This is a genomic window from Deinococcus metallilatus (assembly GCF_004758605.1).
GTDB lineage: Bacteria > Deinococcota > Deinococci > Deinococcales > Deinococcaceae > Deinococcus > Deinococcus metallilatus.
This window is the reverse complement of record NZ_CP038512.1, coordinates 16027-29913: the sequence shown is the minus strand read 5'-3', so window position 1 is coordinate 29913 and position 13887 is coordinate 16027. Positions and strand designations below refer to the sequence as shown.

Genomic DNA, 13887 nt, shown 5'->3' with positions numbered 1-13887 from the left:
CTGGACATGCTGGAAGGTATGAAGCGCCTCTGCTGCCTGCTGTTCGGCCTGCTCGGCCCGGCCCAGGCCCTGACGCCCTCGCTGGACGCGCCCGGCATCGTGACCCACGGGCCGCGCACGGTCCGGGAGGTGGCCCTCACCTTCGACGCCGACATGACGCCCGGGATGGAAGGCGAACTCCGGCGCGGGCAGGTCCGCAGCTTCTACAACGCGGGGGTGGTGCAGGCGCTCGAAAGCACCCACACGCCCGCCACCTTCTTTCTGACCGGGATGTGGGCGCAGGTCTACCCCCAGCAGGCCCGCGCCCTGGCGCAGCACCCCGGCTTCGAGATCGAGAACCACAGCTTCGACCACCCCGGATTCTCGCAGCCCTGCTACGGCCTGAAAGCCGTCGCCCGGTCTGACAAGGCGGCCGACATCGAGCGGGCGCAGGCGGCCATCCGGGGAGCCGCCGGGGTGACCCCCCGGTACTTCCGCTTTCCGGGCGGCTGCGCCACCGAGAGCGACGTGAAACTGGCCGAAGCGCAGGGCCTCCAGGTGATCCACTGGGACGTGGTGGGCGGCGACGTGAACCAGCCCGACCCCGCCCGGATCGTCCGCCAGGTGCTGGACCGGGTGCAGCCGGGGAGCATCGTGGTGCTGCATGTCAGCGGCGGCCACGCGCCCGCCACGGGGCTGGCCCTGCCCGCCATCATCTCCGGCCTGAAGGCCCGGGGCTATTCGTTCGTGACGGTGCAGGAATTGCTGGGGCCTACCGCCACGGCACATCGGTAAGAAAAGGGGCGGCAGGCCTGTGCCCCTGCGGCCCCTCCGCCAAACCCCGGGATTACTCCACCGTCACGCTCTTCGCCAGGTTGCGCGGCTTGTCCACGTCCTTGCCGAGCGCCGTCGCGGTGAAGTAGGCCAGCAGTTGCATGGCGACCGCGTTCACCACCGGGCTGACCATCTCGTGCGCGCGGGGCACGTACAGCACGTCGTCGGCGTGGCGGGCGTTTTCCGTATCGCCGTCGCTGAGGAGGGCAATCACCTTGCCGGAGCGGGCCTTGACCTCCTGCACGTTGCTGATGGTCTTTTCGAGCAGGCGGCTCTCGGTGGCGACCACCACGACCGGCAGGTTCGCGTCGATGAGGGCGATGGGGCCGTGCTTCATCTCGCCCGCCGCGTAGGCCTCGGCGTGGATGTAGCTGATCTCCTTGAGCTTCAGCGCACCCTCGAAGGCGGTCGGCGCGTTCACGCCGCGTCCCAGGAACAGGTAGTCGCGGGCGTGGGCGTACTTCTCGGCCACCTGCCTGATGCTCTCCACCCGCTCGGGCGCGAGAGCTTCTTCCACCAGGCGGGGCAGCTCGCGGGCGGCGTGCAGGAGTTCCTGCGCCTGCTCTTCCGTCAGCGTGCCGCGCGCGCGCCCCAGCCAGAGAGCGAGCAGCACGAAGGCGCTGACCATCGACGTGTACGCCTTGGTGCTCGCCACCCCGATTTCCGGCCCGGCGTGGATGTACAGCGTGTCGTCGAGTTCGCGGGTCATCGAGCTGCCCTTGGCGTTGATCACGCCCAGGGTCTTCGCGCCGCCCTTCTTCGCCTCGCGCAGGGCTTCGAGCGTGTCAATCGTCTCGCCCGACTGGCTCACCACGATGGCGAGGGTGTTCTCGCTGACGAGGGGATTGCGGTAGCGGTACTCCGAGGCCACGTCCACCTCAACCGGAATCCGCGCGAGCTGCTCGATCAGATATTCACCGACCAGCCCGGCGTAATAGGCCGTGCCGCAGGCGATGATGCTGATGCGCTTGAAGCTCTGCGGGTCGAGGTTGATGTCGAGGTTCACCTCGCCCGTCTCGTCGTGCAGGCGGCCGATCAGCGTGTTGGTGAGGGCCTGGGGCTGCTCGTAGATTTCCTTGAGCATGTAGGTGTCGAAGCCGCCCTTTTCCGCCGCCTCGGCGTCCCACTCGATCAGGTCCACCGGCCGCTCGACCGGGTTCCCCGCCAGATCGGTGAGGCGGTACCCGTCGTCGTTCAGCACGGCCATGTCACCGTCGTGCAGGAAGACCATCTTGCGGGTGTAGGGCAGCAGGGCGGGCACGTCCGACGCCAGGAACATCTCGCCTTCCCCGACGCCCATCACCAGGGGGCTGACCGTGCGGGCGGCCACGATCTCGCGGTGATCCACATGCGTCACCACGATGCCGTAAGCGCCGCGCACCTGCCCCAAGGCAGCCCGGACGGCTTCATACAGGTCGCCCTGGTACGCCTCCTCGATCAGGTGGGCCAGCACCTCCGAGTCCGTCTCGCTCTTGAAGGTGTGCCCGCGCGCCAGCAGCCCTTCCTTGAGGCTGAGGTAGTTCTCGATGATCCCGTTGTGGATGATGACGATCCTGCCGTCCTCGGTGGCGTGGGGGTGCGCGTTGGTGTCGTTGGGCAGGCCGTGCGTGGCCCAGCGGGTGTGGCCGATGCCCAGCGTGCCCGCCAGTGGCGACTGCTCCAGCTCACCGCTGAGGTTGGCGAGCTTCCCCGCCTTCTTCTTCACGGCGATGCACGCCCCGTCGCCCACCGCGACGCCCGCGCTGTCGTAGCCGCGATATTCCAGCTTGGCGAGGCCCGAGATCAGAACGTCCTGCGCCTGCCGACTGCCGATATAACCGACGATTCCGCACATGCGTACTCCTTGACCCGCACCCGGCAGGGAGGCCAGGGCGGGAGGTGTCTGGATTTGGGTTGTGGCACCGCGCGGCCTTATGTCCACGTCGCCGTGGGGGTTATCGCCGCGCTTCCTTCCCAGCCTTTAAGAACTGTGGAAGTCGGGGAGGTCCGTGCCGGACCTGGAGGCATCCGCAGAAACTCGCTCACCTCCACCTCGTCTTCTGCCTCTGGCGTGAGACAGACCTTGCGCTTCCCGTTTTGCGTGAACCGGACACCAACGGTTCAGGGGCAGAATAGCACCTTTGCTTGAGTGACGTGTGCATGATGCTCATGCGGGCAGAGGGCAGAGAGCCGGGGAAAGCTCCTGCCCTCTGCCTCCGCTCTCTGCTCAGCGGCCCGCGCCCACCGGCACCTTCTCCAGCGCCCCCAGCACATCCCGGATCAAGTCCTCCTGATCCTCGATGCCGACCGAGAGGCGCACCAGGCCGGGGGTGACGCCCTGGCGCTCCAGCGTCTCCTCCCCCAGAAGCTGGTGGGTGGTGCTGGCGGGGTGGCTGGAGAGGCTTTCCACGTCGCCCAGGCTGACGGCCTGCGTGAAGAGCTTGAGGTTGTTCAGGAAGGCGAACGCGGCCTCCTGCGAGCCGAGGTCGAGGCTGACCAGCCCGCCGAACGCACGCATCTGGCGGGCAGCAACGTCGTGGCCGGGATGGTCGGGCAGGCCGGGGTAGTGCAGGGCCTTGATGGCCGGGTGGCCTTGCAGGGCTTCCGCGAGGGCCTGGGCATTCGCGCAGTGGGCCTCCATCCGCAGCGGGAGGGTCTTGAGGCCGCGCAGCAGCAGGTACGCCTCGAAGGGGCCGAGGACCGCGCCGACGTGCCGCAGCCCGTGCAGGCGCAGTTCCGTGGTCAGTTCGGCGCTCCCGGCCACCACGCCCGCCACCACGTCCCCGTGCCCGCCGAGGTACTTGGTGGCCGAGTGCATCACCAGATCGGCCCCGAACTCCAGCGGGCGGGTCAGGTACGGCGTGGAGAAGGTGTTGTCTACCACGACCAGGGCACCGACCGCGTGCGCGACCTCCGAAGCCGCCTGGAGGTCCACCACCTTCAGGGTGGGGTTGGTGGGCGTTTCCAGCCAGAGTAGCCGGGTCTTTTCGGTCACCACCGCACGCAGCTCCTCCACGTCGCGGGCCTCATGAACGGTCACGCCGAAGCGGCCCAGGATGTCGCGCAGCAGCCCCTCGGTGCCGCCGTAGAGCGGACCGACGAAGGCCACCTCGTCGCCGGACTTCAGGAAGGTCAGGGCGACGGCGCTGGCCGCCCCCATGCCGCTGCCGAAGGCGACCGCGTCCGCCGCCCCCTCCAGACTGGCGACCTTGTCCTCGAAGGCGCGCACGGTGGGGTTGGAGAGGCGCGAGTAGAAGTAGCCGGGTTCCTCTCCGGCGAAGAGGCGTGCTCCCCGCTCGGCATTGCCGTAGCCGAAGGTGGAAGTCGCGTAGATGGGGACCGCGTGCGCGCCCGTCACCGGGTCGAGGCCGTGCCCCGCGTGAACGGCACGGGTCCGGAACCCCTGGATTTCTTGTTTAGACATGATGGGCATTCTACCGCGACTCCTGCCGCCCCCACTTCACTCGCCGGGCAGCCGCCGCACCGGCAATCTCACCCAACCCCGGCGCGAGAGCCAGCGCAGCAGGATCACGACCAGCGCCCCGCCGAGCTGGGCCTGAAAGGGCGTGAGGTACGGGTGCAGCAGGTAGACCGCAGCGGCCCCGGCAGCGGCGGCGGTGGCATAGAGCTGTTCCCGGCGGTACATCACCTCGGGCACCTCGTTGGCGATCAGGTCGCGGATGATGCCGCCGCCCACCCCGCTGAGCATCCCCGCGAAGATCACGCCCAGCGGTCCCAGCCCGAAGTTGAGTGCCCCCAGCGCCCCCGACGCCGCGAACAGGGCCAGGCCCCCGGTATCGAACACGCTCAGCGCGCGCTCGAAGCGGGCCAGGCGCTCCCCGAAGGCAAAGGCCAGCCCCGCGCCCAGCAGCGCGGCCCACAGGTACGTCTCGTCACGCAGGAAGAGGGGCGGCGTCTGCCCGGTCAGCGTGTCGCGGATCGCGCCGCCCCCCACCGCCGTCACGCAGCCCAGCACCAGCACGCCGAACAGGTCGAATTTCTTGCGGACCGCCAGCAGCGCCCCCGACAGGCTGAAGGCCAGCACGCCCAGCAGATCGAGCCAGTGCAGCCCGGTCTGGAGCGTCACCGGGGGCACGGCCAGCTCATGCATCAGGGGGCATGCTACCGTGCCCTTCCTGCCAGGGCGTCCCCCGTGCTATACTCCCCGCTGTTGTCTCGCCCGGCCCAGGTGTCACCGACAGGGGGCACGCCAGGGGGGCAGAGCGCGCCCCGGCGACATCAAAACAGCAGCGCCGCGCGGCCTGAGGAGAGAAATCATGGCGAAGCACCCCGTTCCCAAGAAGAAGACCAGCAAGAGCAAGCGCGACATGCGCCGCAGCCACCACGCCCTAGTGGCCCCCAACCTGACCGAGTGCCCCCAGTGCCACGCCAAGAAGCTCAGCCACCACATCTGCCCGAGCTGCGGCTACTACAACGGCCGCCAGGTGCTCGCGGTCTGAGGACCGGAGAAGGCGTAGAGAAGAGGCTCCCGCAAGGGGGCCTTTTTTTGTTGGGGCGCGGGATGCAGGAAAAGACCGCGCCCTGCGTCCCGCACCCCGCCTACCCTTTGTCGCCCACGTGAATCGCCGCGATGCCGAAGGTCAGCAGGCGGTGCCGGGTGTGAAAGCCGGTGGCGCGCATAAGCTGGGCGAGGCGGTCGGGGTCCAGAAAGGCCAGGGTGCTTTCGGGCAGGTACGTGTAGGCGCCCGCGTTCCCGCTGACCAGCGCGCCGACACGCGGCAGCAGGTGGCGGAAGTAGAAGCGGAAGAGGCTCCCGAACAGGCCGGGGCGGGGCGGTGGGAATTCCAGAATCACCAGGCGGCCCCCCGGAGCCAGCACCCGCCACATTTCGGCCAGGCCGCGTGCGTAGTCCGCGAAGTTGCGAAAGCCGAACGCGCAGGTCACGGCGTCAAAAGACCCATCCGGGTACGGGAGGTTCAGCGCGTCCCCCTCCTCCAGCCGGAGATTCAGGTGACGGGCGTGGGCCTTTTCACGCGCAAGATCGAGCATCTCGGGCACGAAGTCGCTGCCAACCACCTCGGCCTGGGGTGCACGGGCTTTCAGTTCGAGGGCGAAATCTCCGGTGCCGGTGGCCACATCCAGAATGCGCCGGGGGTGACGGGCCAACGCCTCGCGGGCCGCCTCGCGCCGCCACAGGCGGTCCACGCCCAGACTCAGCACGCGGTTGAGTAGGTCGTAACGGGGGGCGATGGCGGCGAACATCGCCTGCACCTCCCGGCCCTTGTCGCGTGCGCCAGTCTGGCGGTCACCGACGGGAGGCATCTCTGGGGGAAGGGTCATGCTGCCGATGATAGGGGGGCCGGACCGGGACAGACAGGGTCAGACGAGCCGCAGCAGCCCCGCCGCCGTGGGCCGGAAGCCGCACGCGGCGTAGAACCCTTGCAGGTGAGACTCGAAGTCCACATGGAGCCAGTGGGCACCACCCGCACGGGCGGCCTGCACGGCCTCCCAGACCAGCGCGCTTCCAATGCCCCGCCTCTGAACGTCCGGGTGGACAGTCGTGTCGAGCAGGAAAGCGTGCGCGCCGCCATCCCAGGCGACGTTCACGAATCCGATAAGCCGCTCGTCCTCATATGCGGTGACCCAGGTGAGGCTGCGGGCCAGGATGTTCGGCCAGCCGCTGCCGTCATCCTGACCGCCCCAGGCGGCCTCACGGAGCCGTCCGAGGGCGGCAAAGTCCACCTCGGTCCGGATGCGGTAATCCGGTTCAGCCACCGATCACACCCAGCGCCCGCCCCACCCGCTCATACGCGGCCAGCGCCTGGTCGAGGTCCTCGCGGGTATGCTCGGCGGTCACGATGTTGCGGATGCGGGCCTGACCCCGCGGCACGGTCGGAAAGCCCAGGCCGACGGCGAAGACGCCCTCGTCCAGCAGGCGGCGGCTGGCCTCGAAAGCGGCCCCGGCCTCCCCGAACAGCACCGGCGTGATGGGCGTCTGGCTGCCCATCGTGTCGAAGCCCAGGCGGGCGAGTTCGGCCTTGAAATAGCGGGTGTTCTCCCACAGCCGCTCCATGAAGGAGGGATCGCGCTGCACCAGTTCCAGCGCGGCCGAGAGCGCGCCCACGACGGCGGGCGGCTGCGCGGTACTGAACAAGTAGGGGCGGGCGCGGTTGATCAGCAGCTCGCGCAGGTCGTGGTGCCCCGCCGCGTAACCGCCCACCGCGCCCCACGCCTTGCTGAGCGTGCCGACCTGAATCACGTCGTCGGCGTGTTCGTAGCCGAAGTGATGCACCGTGCCACGTCCCGCCTCGCCCAGCACGCCGGAGCCGTGCGCGTCGTCCACGTAGGTGACGGCGCCGTATTTGCGGGCCACCTCGATGAGCCGGTCGAGCGGCGCGATGTCGCCGTCCATGCTGAACACACCGTCGGTCACGACCAGCTTCAGGCCGCCGGTGTCGTTCTCCGAAAGGACCCGGTCGAGGTCTTCGGGGTCGGCGTGCTTGTAGATCTTCTTGGTGGCCTTGGTCAACCGCAGCCCGTCGATGATGCTGGCGTGGTTCAGCTCGTCGCTGACGACCAGGTCGCCTTCTCTCAGCAGTGTTCCGAGCACGCCCTGATTGGTGGTGAAGCCGCTCTGGAGCACCAGCGCGCTCCCGGTGTGCTTGAACTCGGCCAGTTGCCGCTCGAAGTCCTCGTGGATTTGCAGCGTCCCGGCGATGGTGCGGACGGCCCCCGCGCCCGCGCCCCACTCGCGCAGGTACTGCTCGGCCCGGGCCTTGATCTCGGGGTGGTCGGCAAAGCCCAGGTAGTTGTTGCTGGCGAGGTTCACCACGTCATGCCCGTCCACGCGGGTGCGGGCCCGCTGGGGAGCTTCCAGCACGCGCGGGTGAATCAGCAGGCCGCTGTCACGCAGGCCCGCGAGTTCCGCGCCCAGGCGGTCAGAGAGGGAAGTTGCCATGCGCGCAGTCTAGCGCGGTGGCTGACGCGCCCGATTTTTGCAGTCCGATTTCTGTAAGGGGCGCCTTCCTATACTGCCCCCAGGTTTCCCATGACGAATGCCGTGTACACCCTGATCGTGCGCGCCCTGTCCGGCATCGTGTCCGAACGCGCCGCTGAAACCCTGCTGCGCGCCGCCCTGCGCGAGCAGGGCCTCACCGCCGAGGGCGTGTCCGCCCGGGAGATGCAGCGCCTCCTCTCCGGCCCGCTGCTGACCCGCCTCGCGGGCGTGTTGCCCCCCGAACGTGCCCGCGCCGAACTGCGGGCGCTGGCCGCCCAGCTCCAGAAACACGACCCCAAGGCCCCCACCCTCTTCGCGGCCCCGGCCGCCGCCTGGGACGAGACGAACAGCACCCGCTGGGACGACGCCGAGGACTTCAGCGCCGACGACTTCGAATTCGACGATCCCGAGTACACCGCCGCTGCCGCCGAACGGTGTTATGCCCTGGACACGGCGGCCGGGCAGGAGGCGCTGATTCAGGACCTGGGAAGGATGCCGGGCGTGCAGGGCGTGCTGGTCTGCCGCGCGAGTGGCGAGGTGCTGCGCGAGCGGGCGCTGACGGACACGAAGAACCTCGGCGGCGTGATCGCCGCGACGGCCATGCTGTTCCAGAAACGCGCGCTGAACCTGATGTCCGCCGACATGGGCGGGCAGACCGTCTGTATGCGGCCCCTGGGCACGTACTGCGTGGCGGTGGTGGCGGGGCCGCAGGTGAACATCGGGCGGCTGCTGGCCGAACTCCAGCAGGTGCGGGAGGCGGCGTGAGCACAGCCCGCCGCCTGGCACTGCTCGCCGCGCTGGCCGCCGGGTCGGCGGGCGCGCAGGACCTCACCGCCTACCGCACGCTGGCGCAAAGTCTGGAAGCCGCCGCGCAGGTGCGGCCCAGCAGCGCCGAGCGTGCCCTGGCCGAACTGGACCGCGCCGAGGCCGCGTATGCCCAGCTCGCGCCGACCCTCCAGAACAAGCAGCTCCTGGGGGGCTTGCGAGGCACCCTGGACGGCGCGCGGGGCGCCCTGGCCCGCACCCCCGCCGAGGTGCAGGCCCAGGTGCTGCTCGCACGCGGCCTGATGCGCAAGGCCCTCTACGATCAGACCCTCACCCGGCTCGCCCACACGCCACCGGACCCGTCGCCTGAAAACAGTGCGGCGCAGGTGAAGCTGCTCGCCCACGAGTTCGGCCTGACGGGTGCCCCGGCGGCGGCCCTGCTGAATGATGCCCAGGCGGGGCATCTGGAGCGCGTCGCGTGGCGGCTCCAGGGCGCGGCGGCGTTGAAGGTGGCGTCTGCGCTGCAAGCCACCCCCGCCGAGCGCAGCACGGGCGCCTACGTGAAGCTGGCGCGCGGGGCGAGCTGGTTCACGGTGGTGCAGGACGCGGGCGCGCGGGAGCTGAAGGTCGCGCAGTTCGAAGACGCGCTGAAGCAGCTCACGGCGGGTGACCTCCCGGCGCTGACAGCCTCGCTGAAGACGTTGCGGCAGGGCACGGCCGCCCTCAATCAATCGCTGGCCACGCCGCCTGCCGTTGTCAGCAAGGCGGAGAAGCCCACAGCGGCGGCCCGGACGCCCACCCCCTCTCCGGCGACTGAATCCAGCCCGGCCAAGACGGCCACGCCTACGGCCCCCGTTCAGTCTCAGGCTCCGGCGGCAGATCCCACCTCCGGTGGCGTGGACGCCGCCTACACCGCCCTGGGCCGTGCCCTGACCGCCGCCGGACACGGCGACCCGGAAACCGCACGCGGCGAACTGGTCCGCGTTTCCGCCGCGCTCGCCGCTCTCCCCGCGACGCTGCGGAATGCCGCGGGCTACGACACCTTCGTGCGGGACCTGGCCGCCGCGCAGGAACGGCGGGGGCTGCGGCCCGGCGACGTGCAGGCGCTGATCGCGGAACTGGGGGGGCTGGAACGCGGCGTCACCGGGGAGGGGCGCAGCACCGTGGACGCGCTGTCGGCGGGCGTGGCGCGGACCTTCAGCGGCGGCCTGCGCGCCGTGGTGTTTCTGCTGCTGGCGCTGCTGGGGCTGGTGCCGCTGTACCTGCTGAACCTGGCGTTCGGCGGCCGCAATCCCTACTGGCGGGCGATCACCGCCGCGCTGGCACTGCTGCTGCTGCCGGTGTTTCTGGAAGGCGTGTTCGGGTTCCTGGGCTGGGTGGGCGACCTCAGCGGCGTGGCCTTCCTGCGCGCCGCGCCCAGCCTGACCCTCTGGCAGGGCGTGTACGGGCTGCCGCTGCGGGCGCTCTTCACCGCGCTCGCCATCGCCCTGGCCGCCTACGGCTTCCGGGGTCTGTGCGTGCAGTTCGGCCTGCTGGGCCGGAACAGCCCGGCCAAAATGGCGCCGCAACCCAGCCTGGACTGGGACGAGGAACCGACATGATTCAGCTCCCTGACGCCGGAGAACGCGCGTGACGGCCGCCCCCACTTCCTCCGAACCCCTCTACCGCCTCCCGGTGCGGCTGCTGGGCGACCTCGTCTCGCCCCGCGCGCTGGAACGCATCCTGCAAGACGCGGCGCAGGCCAGAGGACAGACGCCGGAGACGCTCGACGCCCCCACCCTGGAAGACATCCTCAAGCGCGAGGTGTTCAAGCGGCTGCAACTCAGCGTGCCCGCCGCGCTCGCCAAACGCCGGGTGTCGGACGTGATCAAGGAGCTGCTGGAGGCCACCCCGGCTCCTCCCATGCAGGCCAGCGGGGAACAGTCGCTGGGCGTGCTGGAGGAGGGCGCGCGGCGCTTTACCCTCTATTTCGACTGGCCGGAAACGCAGCGGCTGCGCGGCGTGCTGGGCGTGGCGCGGCAACAGCAGCAGGCCGGGCAGGACATCACCGCGCTGATCCGCGAGGGTCAGGACCTGATCACGCTGATGGAACGCCGCCTGCAAGAAGGGCTGGTCACGCAGGCGCAGGACCTGGCGGAGTTGCAGGCCGCCTTCCGGCGGGTGCAGGGGATGGGCGGCAAGGACGTGCGCCGCCTGGAAAGCCTGATCGCGCAGATCGAGGAGGCGCAGGGCCAGAGCGTGCTGCTCCCCGCCGAGGTGGAACGCGCGCGCAACATCACCTTCACTCTCCGCAAGCTGCTGGAATCGTCGGTGGTGCAGCCGCTCGAATCCAGCGAAGCCCCCGCGCCCCTCGACCCCGAGGCGCAGGCGCGCGTGCTAGCGCTGGAACAGGAACACGTCGCCCGGCAACTGGCCGACCTGGCGCGCGAGTTCGGGCCGGTGGTCCGCGCCCGCCCGGAGCTGGAAGAGCGCGTCCACGCCCTGCGCGCCGAACACGCCAGCGGCACGGTGAAGGCCGAGACGGTGAACGCCTGGCGCGCGGAACTGGAAGCCGTCCGTGACGCGGTGCTGGCCGCCCAGCGGGAGGAACTCGTGGGCATCGAGGCCCGCCTGACCACGCTGCCGGACAGTCCCGAGCTGACGGAAGCCCGCACCGCGCTGGACGTGGCCCGGCTCACGCTGGCGGGAGGCGGCCTCGCCACCGACGAACTGCGCGACCTGGGGGGCACCCTCGCCGCGCTGGAAGCGGCCCCCGCGCTGGCGGCGCGCCTGCTGGCCGGACAGCGCGAACTGTCCGAGGTGGAGCGTGCCGCCCGCGAGGTGCCCGGCGCCAGTGACGACCTCGCCCCGCACCTCGCCGCCGCCCGTGAGGCGCTGGGCCGGGGCGAGGACGTGGAGATCGATGCTCTCTGGGCCGCCCTGGAACGCCGCATGGGCGAGGCCGCGCAGCAGCGTCAGGACTTCGACGCCCGCGCCTACCATGTGATCCGCGAGTACGACACGGTCCGGCATCTGGCGGGCGAAACCACCCAGAAGCTGGGTCGCCTGGCCGACGCCCTGCGCGCCCAGCGCCGCCTGGGGCCGATGTCGGCGGACGCCCGCGAGCGTTACGCCCAGTCCCTCGAAGGCGCCGAGGCCCTGCTCGCGGAGGCCCGCGCCGAGTACCAGGCCGCCCAGGAGGTGACCGCCAGCTTCGGCGCGGACGCCCTCAGCGGTCTGCTGGATGTCTTTGACTTCGGGGGTGGCACGGGGGGTGACCTGTTCGGTACGGCGGCCCCCGCCGAGCAGACGCCCGAATCGTCCGACCTCCCCGATGACACCTGGCTGATCCGGGGAAGCACCGTCACGGCGGGCCGCCCCGACCCGGCGGTGCCCGGTGTCGCGGCCCTGCTGGAACAGGCGACGCTGCTGGACGTGCGGGTCCTGCGTTTCGAGGACGCACAGGGGGCCTGGGCGGCGCGGCAGGACGGCGCGGGCGGCTGGCGGCTGGCGCGCGGCCCCAACGCCGCCTTCCTCGAAGACCGGGTGGGGGACTGGCTGGCAACCGGCGAGGTCCGGCGTTAGCCTGCGGGCATGACGGCCCCCGCCCTGCCCCTCCTCCCCGGTGAGACGCGCCTGCTGCACGGACAAGGCGAGCAACGCGCCCTCGGGACGGTGTTCGCTCAGGCCCTGCCCGCGGGCGCGGTGCTGTTTCTGGAAGGCGAACTCGGGGCGGGCAAGACCACGCTGACGGGGGGGCTGGTGGCCGCGCTGGGCTTCGGTGACGCCGTGACCAGCCCCACCTACGCCCTGATACACGCCTACCCGGCAGCGGCGGGCCGCGTCCTGCACGTGGACGCCTACCGCGTGCGCGACGTGGCCGAACTGTACGAGATGGACCTGGAGGAGTTGATCCTGGGGAGCCGCCTCACCGTGATCGAGTGGGGCGAGGGCCTTTATGGCGACTACCCCGGCGCGCCGATCCTGCTTCTGGAGCATGTGGCGGGCGAGCCGGAGGTGCGGCGGGTCACCCGGCTCCGCTGACCCGGTTGTCCTGATACGGCGGGGCGTTCTCCCCTGCCCCGCTTCGCCGCTTGAGCCAGAATGCACGCATGTGGACGCTGGTGGTGAACTGCGGGAGCAGCAGCCTGAAATTCGCGCTGCTGAATTCCGCCACGGGTGAGACGCCGCTTTCCGGCCTGGCCGAGCGGCTGGGGTCGGACCTGGCCTCGGTGCGGGTGGACCGGGAGAACGAACGGGTGACGGTCCCGCTGCCGCGCGGCAGCTATCCGGAAGCCTTCGGCGTGTTGCTGGCCGAACTGGACGCGCTGGGGCTGCGGCGGGACGTGCGGGCCGTGGGGCACCGGGTCGTTCACGGCGGCGACCGCTTCAACACGCCGGTCCTGATCACGCCCGAGGTGGTGGAGGTCATCCGCGCCTGTATCCCCCTCGCGCCGCTGCACAATCCGGCGAACCTGGCCGGGATCGAGGCGGCGCGGGCGGCTTTCCCGGACCTGCCGCAGGTCGCGGTCTTCGACACCGCCTTTCACCAGTCCATGCCCCCCGTCGCCTACCGCTACGCGGTGCCGACCGACTGGTATACGCACTACGGCGTGCGGCGCTACGGCTTTCACGGCATCAGCCACGAGTACGTCGCGGGCGAGGCGGCGCGGCGGCTGGGCCGCGACCCCTCCGGGTTGAACCTCGTCACGGCGCACCTGGGGAACGGGTGCAGCGTGGCCGCCGTGCAGGGCGGGCGCAGCATCGACACCAGCATGGGCCTCACGCCGCTGGAGGGGCTGGTGATGGGCACCCGCAGCGGCGACGTGGACCCCGGCCTGCCCGACTACCTCGCGCGGGAGGCGGGCCTGAGCCTCCCCGGGATCACGGCGGCCCTGTACCGGGAAAGTGGGCTGCTGGGTTTATCGGGCCTCACCAACGACATGCGCGAACTGGAGGAGGCCGCCCGGCAGGGGAACGAGAACGCGCGGCTGGCGGTGGACATCTTCGTCTACCGCCTCGCCAAGGCCATTGCGGGGATGGCGACCGTGCTGGGCACGCTGGATGCCCTCGTCTTCACGGGCGGGATCGGGGAGAACAGCGCCACCGTGCGCGCGGCCACCCTCGCCCGCCTGGGCCTGCTGGGCTTCCGGCTGGACGAGGCGGCGAATGCGCAGGCAGTGCGCGGCCAGGGGGGCGTCATCACCTCCGGCGGCGTGCCCGCCCTGGTCGTGAACACGAACGAGGAGCTGATGATCGCCCGCGAGACGGCGTGGGTGGTGGCGGGTGGAGCATAGGTAGCTTGCGGGTGAAGGATCGGTCATCCCATCTGCGTACCCCCTCACCCCGCTGCTTCGCAGCTCTACGAGTCCCGCAAGGGGAGAGGGGGGTGG

General features: G+C 70.6%; 13 protein-coding genes. 7 read left to right on the top strand and 6 right to left on the bottom strand.

Translation table 11 applies throughout. The features are described from left to right. Positions 1–18 precede the first annotated feature (18 nt). A complete protein-coding gene (locus tag E5F05_RS06000; RefSeq protein WP_164973369.1) occupies positions 19–774 on the top strand; it encodes a polysaccharide deacetylase family protein in 756 nt (251 codons plus the stop codon). Positions 775–826: 52 nt separating this feature from the next. On the opposite strand, the gene glmS is transcribed toward E5F05_RS06000, so the two are convergent. The 3 genes from glmS to E5F05_RS05985 form a co-directional block, all read right to left on the bottom strand. Next, entirely contained in the window at positions 827–2647 is a 1821-nt protein-coding gene (gene glmS / locus E5F05_RS05995; protein WP_129117722.1) for a glutamine--fructose-6-phosphate transaminase (isomerizing), read from the bottom strand. Positions 2648–3019: 372 nt separating this feature from the next. Beyond that, complete coding sequence (locus E5F05_RS05990; RefSeq protein WP_375791555.1) at positions 3020–4225, bottom strand: trans-sulfuration enzyme family protein; 1206 nt, start codon at positions 4223–4225, stop codon at positions 3020–3022. Positions 4226–4252: 27 nt separating this feature from the next. Continuing rightward, positions 4253–4903 (bottom strand): trimeric intracellular cation channel family protein, encoded by a 651-nt coding sequence (locus tag E5F05_RS05985; RefSeq protein WP_129117720.1) that lies wholly within the window; start codon positions 4901–4903, stop codon positions 4253–4255. Between the two features lie 166 nt (positions 4904–5069). On the opposite strand from E5F05_RS05985, the gene rpmF reads away from it, so the two are divergent. After that, positions 5070–5252 carry a 50S ribosomal protein L32 gene (gene rpmF, locus E5F05_RS05980; protein WP_046843905.1) on the top strand — a complete coding sequence of 61 codons (183 nt, stop codon included), beginning with the start codon at positions 5070–5072 and terminating at the stop codon, positions 5250–5252. A 100-nt stretch (positions 5253–5352) separates the two neighbouring features. On the opposite strand, the gene ubiE is transcribed toward rpmF, so the two are convergent. The 3 genes from ubiE to E5F05_RS05965 are packed head-to-tail and all read right to left on the bottom strand — an operon-like array spanning position 5353 to position 7711. After that, the gene (gene ubiE / locus E5F05_RS05975; RefSeq protein ID WP_129117954.1) at positions 5353–6075 is read right to left on the bottom strand and encodes a bifunctional demethylmenaquinone methyltransferase/2-methoxy-6-polyprenyl-1,4-benzoquinol methylase UbiE; all 723 of its coding nucleotides are present in this window, start codon (positions 6073–6075) and stop codon (positions 5353–5355) included. A gap of 57 nt (positions 6076–6132) precedes the next feature. Further along, on the bottom strand, positions 6133–6528 hold the full coding sequence (locus E5F05_RS05970; RefSeq protein WP_206732988.1) for a GNAT family N-acetyltransferase: 396 nt from the start codon (positions 6526–6528) through the stop codon (positions 6133–6135). Continuing rightward, on the bottom strand, positions 6521–7711 hold the full coding sequence (locus E5F05_RS05965) for a glycine C-acetyltransferase (RefSeq protein WP_129117719.1): 1191 nt from the start codon (positions 7709–7711) through the stop codon (positions 6521–6523). Before E5F05_RS05965 ends, E5F05_RS05970 begins: the two co-directional genes overlap by 8 nt. A 90-nt stretch (positions 7712–7801) precedes the next feature. Here E5F05_RS05965 and E5F05_RS05960 point away from each other — a divergent pair, with 90 nt between their 5' ends. The 5 genes from E5F05_RS05960 (at position 7802) to E5F05_RS05940 (ending at position 13791) form a co-directional block, all read left to right on the top strand. Continuing rightward, positions 7802–8515: a roadblock/LC7 domain-containing protein gene (locus E5F05_RS05960; protein WP_129117718.1), complete on the top strand. Its 714-nt coding sequence runs from the start codon at positions 7802–7804 to the stop codon at positions 8513–8515. After that, entirely contained in the window at positions 8512–10116 is a 1605-nt protein-coding gene (locus tag E5F05_RS05955; RefSeq protein WP_129117717.1) for a superantigen-like protein SSL4, read from the top strand. Before E5F05_RS05960 ends, E5F05_RS05955 begins: the two co-directional genes overlap by 4 nt. Positions 10117–10144: 28 nt before the next feature. Beyond that, on the top strand, positions 10145–12079 hold the full coding sequence (locus tag E5F05_RS05950) for a hypothetical protein (RefSeq protein ID WP_129117716.1): 1935 nt from the start codon (positions 10145–10147) through the stop codon (positions 12077–12079). 9 nt (positions 12080–12088) lie between these two features. Further along, a complete protein-coding gene (tsaE, locus tag E5F05_RS05945) occupies positions 12089–12538 on the top strand; it encodes a tRNA (adenosine(37)-N6)-threonylcarbamoyltransferase complex ATPase subunit type 1 TsaE (protein WP_129117715.1) in 450 nt (149 codons plus the stop codon). Positions 12539–12606: 68 nt separating this feature from the next. Then, on the top strand, positions 12607–13791 hold the full coding sequence (locus E5F05_RS05940) for an acetate kinase (RefSeq protein ID WP_129117714.1): 1185 nt from the start codon (positions 12607–12609) through the stop codon (positions 13789–13791). Positions 13792–13887: the final 96 nt, after the last annotated feature.

What these genes read in the sequence shown, in the direction of transcription:
- glmS (WP_129117722.1), bottom strand. Translation starts at nt 2,647, where the DNA reads ATGTGCGGAATCGTCGGTTATATCGGCAGTCGGCAGGCGCAGGACGTT.
- E5F05_RS05965 (WP_129117719.1), bottom strand. Translation starts at nt 7,711, where the DNA reads ATGGCAACTTCCCTCTCTGACCGCCTGGGCGCGGAACTCGCGGGCCTG.
- E5F05_RS06000 (WP_164973369.1), top strand. Translation starts at nt 19, where the DNA reads ATGAAGCGCCTCTGCTGCCTGCTGTTCGGCCTGCTCGGCCCGGCCCAG.
- E5F05_RS05985 (WP_129117720.1), bottom strand. Translation starts at nt 4,903, where the DNA reads ATGCATGAGCTGGCCGTGCCCCCGGTGACGCTCCAGACCGGGCTGCAC.
- tsaE (WP_129117715.1), top strand. Translation starts at nt 12,089, where the DNA reads ATGACGGCCCCCGCCCTGCCCCTCCTCCCCGGTGAGACGCGCCTGCTG.
- ubiE (WP_129117954.1), bottom strand. Translation starts at nt 6,075, where the DNA reads ATGCCTCCCGTCGGTGACCGCCAGACTGGCGCACGCGACAAGGGCCGG.
- E5F05_RS05960 (WP_129117718.1), top strand. Translation starts at nt 7,802, where the DNA reads ATGACGAATGCCGTGTACACCCTGATCGTGCGCGCCCTGTCCGGCATC.
- rpmF (WP_046843905.1), top strand. Translation starts at nt 5,070, where the DNA reads ATGGCGAAGCACCCCGTTCCCAAGAAGAAGACCAGCAAGAGCAAGCGC.
- E5F05_RS05940 (WP_129117714.1), top strand. Translation starts at nt 12,607, where the DNA reads ATGTGGACGCTGGTGGTGAACTGCGGGAGCAGCAGCCTGAAATTCGCG.
- E5F05_RS05990 (WP_375791555.1), bottom strand. Translation starts at nt 4,225, where the DNA reads ATGCCCATCATGTCTAAACAAGAAATCCAGGGGTTCCGGACCCGTGCC.